This window comes from Sphingomonas sp. (genome assembly GCF_031380695.1).
In the GTDB taxonomy this organism is placed as follows: domain Bacteria; phylum Pseudomonadota; class Alphaproteobacteria; order Sphingomonadales; family Sphingomonadaceae; genus Sphingomicrobium.
In genome coordinates this window covers 1-4,548 of the sequence record NZ_JANMWY010000322.1, presented here as the reverse complement: position 1 = coordinate 4,548, position 4,548 = coordinate 1, and the positions used below count along the sequence as shown (strand labels likewise).

The 4,548-nt window shown below is 66.7% G+C and carries 6 protein-coding genes; all 6 read right to left on the bottom strand.

Going from position 1 to position 4,548, the window contains the following annotated elements; translation table 11 throughout:
* Positions 1-84 precede the first annotated feature (84 nt).
* Complete coding sequence (locus RMN84_RS11605) at positions 85-966, bottom strand: MBL fold metallo-hydrolase (protein ID WP_309612326.1); 882 nt, start codon at positions 964-966, stop codon at positions 85-87.
* 37 nt (positions 967-1,003) lie between these two features.
* On the bottom strand, positions 1,004-2,248 hold the full coding sequence (locus RMN84_RS11600; protein WP_309612325.1) for a glycosyltransferase: 1,245 nt from the start codon (positions 2,246-2,248) through the stop codon (positions 1,004-1,006).
* A 207-nt stretch (positions 2,249-2,455) separates the two neighbouring features.
* Entirely contained in the window at positions 2,456-2,767 is a 312-nt protein-coding gene (gene grxD / locus RMN84_RS11595; protein WP_309612324.1) for a Grx4 family monothiol glutaredoxin, read from the bottom strand.
* Complete coding sequence (locus tag RMN84_RS11590; RefSeq protein ID WP_309612323.1) at positions 2,764-3,009, bottom strand: BolA family transcriptional regulator; 246 nt, start codon at positions 3,007-3,009, stop codon at positions 2,764-2,766. The genes grxD and RMN84_RS11590 overlap by 4 nt, the downstream gene beginning before the upstream one ends.
* Before the next feature lie 2 nt (positions 3,010-3,011).
* Positions 3,012-3,338 carry a DUF1476 domain-containing protein gene (locus RMN84_RS11585; protein WP_309612322.1) on the bottom strand — a complete coding sequence of 109 codons (327 nt, stop codon included), beginning with the start codon at positions 3,336-3,338 and terminating at the stop codon, positions 3,012-3,014.
* Positions 3,339-3,383: 45 nt separating this feature from the next.
* Positions 3,384-4,382: an NADPH:quinone oxidoreductase family protein gene (locus RMN84_RS11580; protein WP_309612321.1), complete on the bottom strand. Its 999-nt coding sequence runs from the start codon at positions 4,380-4,382 to the stop codon at positions 3,384-3,386.
* Positions 4,383-4,548 lie beyond the last annotated feature (166 nt).

Here is a 4,548-nt window from a genome sequence, read left to right as displayed (position 1 = left end):
ACAACTTGCGCTTGAGGTCGAGCCCGCCGCCGATGAACAGGCCGACGACCAGCGCGCCAACGATCCCGGCGACGGCGAGCGGGGTCAGGCCGCGGCGGGGCTGGGGCGAAGCGTCCATGTCTCTCCTTGCGCATCAACCAGTTCGCGTCGCTGAAGGTCCACCAGATGCGCCAGCACCGACCCGCCTGCCGCCGGGACCAGTCGCGGATCGAGGCCGGGATAGGCGCCCGCGACGATGTCGGCGATGGTCTCCTTGCCTTCGCCGAGCAGCCGCAAAATCTGCCGCTCGCGCTGCAGCCGGTGGCCGATCATGCCGCGCACCAGCTGCTGCGGCTTGGTCACCGGTGCGCCGTGGGCGGGATAATAAACGCGGTCGTCGCGGTGCCGCAGCAGGTCGAGGCTTGCCATATAGTCGGCCATGTCGCCGTCGGGCGGCACGACGACGGTGGTCGACCAGCCCATGACATGATCGCCGGTGAAAAGCGCGCCGCGATAGGCATAGCAGAGGTGGTTCGAGGTGTGGCCGGGGGTGGCGACGGCGGTGAATGGCTCGCCATCGACCATGAGGACCTCGCCGTCCGCCAGCACGCGGTCGGGCAGGTAATCGCCGTCGAAACTGGCATCGGCGCGCGGGCCGACGCTTTCCAGCGCCAGCGGTGCGCAGCCGATGATCGGCGCGCCGGTCGCTGCCTTAAGCGGGCGGCTGGCCGGGCTGTGGTCACGGTGGGTGTGGGTGCAGGCAATCGCGACGACCGGCCGTCCGGCGATCGCGGTGACGATCGCCGCGACATGCTCGGGCAGGTCGGGCCCGGGATCGATCACCGCCAGCTCGTGTGTTCCGGCGAGATAGGTCTGCGTGCCGGTATAGGTGAAGGGCGAGGGGTTGTGCGCCAGCAGGCGGCGGATGCCAGGCTCGAGCGGCTCGATCAGCGCATAGGGCAGTTTGGCTGGATTGGGGACGTCCATGGGCGTGCTCCTGCCACGAACGTCCCCAAAGGTTAAGCTACTTGCCGGTGGCACCGGTTCGCAGCGTTCGAGTGGCATCTGGCGCTTCCCTGTCTGAACCGGCGTTGAATAGCGCCGACCGCCGCCGCTCGAACGCCAGCGGATAGACGACCTCGAACAGCCGGCGCATGGCCGCGTCCCAGCTGAGGCTGGCGGCATGCGCGCGCGCCGCCGCCGCCAGCGCCGGGCGGTTGGGATCGTCGAGCAGCGCGACGATATTCGCGGCCATCGCGTGGGCATCGTCGACCGGGCCGAGGCGGCCAAGTTCGGACGGGACGCGGTCGATCATCGCACCGGCGGCGACGCCAACCACCGGCAGGCCCGACGCCTGCGCCTCGATCACCGAAATGCCGAACGTCTCGTCGGCCATACCCGAGACATAGAGGTCGGCGCTGGCCAGCCAGCGGGCGAGCAAATTGCGGTCGCGGATGAAGCCGGGGCTGCTGATATCAGGCGCGGCGATGAACTCGTCGCGCAGCGGACCGTCGCCGAGCAGTACCAGCCGCGCGCCGAGCGCAGGCGAGAGCAAGCGAAACGCCTCGACCACGGTCGCCGCGCGCTTCTCCCGGTCGAGGCGGCCGAGATAGATCAGCAACGGCTGGCCGGGGCCGGCACCGACTTCAGCACGCAAGCGGTCGTCGCGCAGGTCGGGGGAGAAATCGTCGATGTCGACTCCGAGCGGTGCGACGCTGACCTCCTTGACGCCGACCGCCCTCAGCTTGTCGGCCCCGCCATGCTCGCTCAGCGCGACGACCGTATCGAAGCGGCCATAAAGGCGGGCGAGATAGCGATAGGCAAGCCGCGCCGCAGCACCGCCGATCCGCTCGCCTGCGACCCGACTGACCATGCGGAAGGTATAAGCGGTCGGGAAATCGGTCATGAACGACGCGGCGAGTGCCGTGACCGGATGGCGCTTCTGGTACGCGATTGCGGCCCACGGGAGATTGTAGGCGTCCTGGCACTCGACCAGGTCGGGCCTGAACCGCTCCAGCGCCGCGCGCACCGCGCCGTTGCGCAGGAGGAGGCGGTAATTGGGGCTGCCGGGAACATGCGGCGAGCGGATCGTGACGGTGGTCGCGCGCTCCTCTTCGATCACCGCGTCTTCCGCGCCGGGAATGATCAGGAGGTGGCGGTCGCCAGTCTGTTCGAGGATGAAGCGGCGCTTGCGATTGAGATAGACGCGAATGCCGCCGCCCTTCTCGGACCAGCTTTGGGTCAGGTCGGCGTAGAGACGACCGGTCACGCCATTTTATCCCAAAAGCGTCGGGATATTTTACGCCGGATGGGGAGAAGAAGAACGCTCGTCACGAAAAAATCCCCGTTTTGCGCCATTTGTTTCAATTGGCACGGAGGGTGCAATGATTAGCTTGTCCACTTGGTTCCACGACCACATAAAGGGACGGTGCTGCGGTTTCTGGTCCCGCTCACCGTCCCTTTTTCGTTGGGAACGTCAGGCGGCGTCGAGCAGCTGCTTCAGCTCGCCACTCTCGAACATCTCGATCATGATGTCCGATCCGCCGACGAACTCGCCGCGGACGTAGAGCTGGGGGATGGTCGGCCAGTCGCTGTAGACTTTGATGCCCTGCCGGATTTCCTGGTCCTGGAGCACGTCGACCGTTTCGAACGGCACTTCGAGATGGTCGAGAATCTGGATCGCGCGGCTGGAGAAGCCGCACTGCGGGAACAGCGGGCTGCCCTTCATGAATAGCAGCACGTCATTGGCCTTGACCAATTGGTCGATGCGCGAACTGGGGTCGGTCATTGGTGATCTCCGGACGGGACGTCGGTTTCGAGTTGCAGGGCGTGAAGCTCGCCCCCCATGCGCCCCCCCAGCGCGGCGTAGATTGCCCGGGTCCGCGCGACCCGGCTCATGCCTTCGAAGCTCGCCGAGACGACTCGCGCGGCATAATGGTCGCCGTCGCCGCGCAGGTCGGTGATCGTTACCGCCGCGTCGGGAATGGCGGTGACGATCAGCGCCTGGATGTCTGCGGCGGCCATCGGCATGATCAGTCCTTGGATTCCATCAGCTGACGGCGGGCGTCAACCGTCTTGTGCGCGAGCGCTTCGCGGATCGTCCCATCGTCAATCTCGACCCCGGCGGCGGTAAGGTCGCCGAGCAGCTTACGGATGACGTCCTCGTCACCTGCTTCCTCGAATTCGGCGCGGATGACCTCCTTGGCATAGGCTTCGCCTTCGACTTCGGTCAGGCCCATCTTGTGCGCTGCCCATTCGCCAAGCAAGCGGTTGCGGCGGGCGACGATGCGGAATGCCATTTCCTCGTCGCGGGCATATTTGGTCTCAAACCCGCGCTCGCGGTCGTCGAAGCTGGTCATGATGATCCTTTCGTTCTTGCCCGCGAGATAGGGAGCGAGGGCGCGCTAGTCCAGCGTCACTACCACCTTGCCGATGACGGAGCGCGAGGCCAGCGCGGCGATCGCCTCGCCGCCGCTTTCGAGTGGGTAGGTGGCGCTGATCACCGGGGCGATCCGGCCTTCGTCCCACAGGCGGAATAGGGTGGCGACATGGTTGGCGTTGGCGGCCGGGTCGCGCGCAGCGAACGCCCCCCAGAAGACGCCGCACACATCGCAACTCTTGAGCAAGGTCAGGTTAAGCGGCAGCTTCGGGATGCCGGCGGGGAAGCCGACGACGAGGTAGCGGCCTTCCCAGGCGATCGAGCGAAGCGCGGGTTCGGCATAGTCGCCGCCGACCGGGTCGTAGATGACATCCGCGCCCTTGGAGCCGACCGCCGCCTTGAACTGTTCGGCGAGCGCCTTCTGCCCATTGCGGTCGAACGGGCCGCGCGGATAGACGAGGGTCGCGTCGGCCCCGGCTTTTGTCGCGGCGGCGGCCTTTTCGTCGCTCGACACGGCGGCGATGACCCGCGCGCCCTTCGCCTTGGCGAGTTCGATCGCGGCGATGCCGACGCCGCCGGCGGCGCCGAGGATCAGGACCGTTTCGCCCGCTTCGAGCTGGCCTCGGTCGTAGAGCGCGTGGATCGAGGTGGCGTAGGTCAGCAGCAGCGCGGCACCATCCACGAAGCTGCGGTTGACGGGCAGGCGGAAGGCGGACTTAGCCGCGATGACGACCGTCTGGGACAGGCCGCCCCAGCCGGGGACAGCGATGAGCCGGTCGCCGATGTTCCAGCCAGTGACGCCTTCTCCCAGCGCAGTGATTTCGCCGGCGATCTCGCTTCCCGGCGCGAACGGGCGAGGCGGCTTGATCTGATATTTGTCCTCGATGATGATCACGTCGGGATAGTTGATCGCGGCAGCATGGACCCGTACCTGAAGCTCGCCGGATCCGGGCTGGGGTTCGGGCAGCTCATCAAGGGTGAGGGTGTCGGGTCCGCCGACGGCGTGGGAGCGAAGGGCTTTCATGGTGCCTGCCTAGCAGGGCGGCGCTGGACAAACAAAGGGCCGCCCCGCGTGATGCGAGACGGCACCAATCCTCGTCCGATACGCTGGACTTAGATATCGTCGCCGAGCGCACCTTTGACCGCGCCAACCTTCTTCTGAAGGTCGCCCTTGGCTTCCTGGCGGTCGC

What these genes read in the sequence shown, in the direction of transcription:
- grxD (WP_309612324.1), bottom strand. Translation starts at nt 2,767, where the DNA reads ATGACCGACCCCAGTTCGCGCATCGACCAATTGGTCAAGGCCAATGAC.
- RMN84_RS11585 (WP_309612322.1), bottom strand. Translation starts at nt 3,338, where the DNA reads ATGACCAGCTTCGACGACCGCGAGCGCGGGTTTGAGACCAAATATGCC.
- RMN84_RS11605 (WP_309612326.1), bottom strand. Translation starts at nt 966, where the DNA reads ATGGACGTCCCCAATCCAGCCAAACTGCCCTATGCGCTGATCGAGCCG.
- RMN84_RS11580 (WP_309612321.1), bottom strand. Translation starts at nt 4,382, where the DNA reads ATGAAAGCCCTTCGCTCCCACGCCGTCGGCGGACCCGACACCCTCACC.
- RMN84_RS11590 (WP_309612323.1), bottom strand. Translation starts at nt 3,009, where the DNA reads ATGCCGATGGCCGCCGCAGACATCCAGGCGCTGATCGTCACCGCCATT.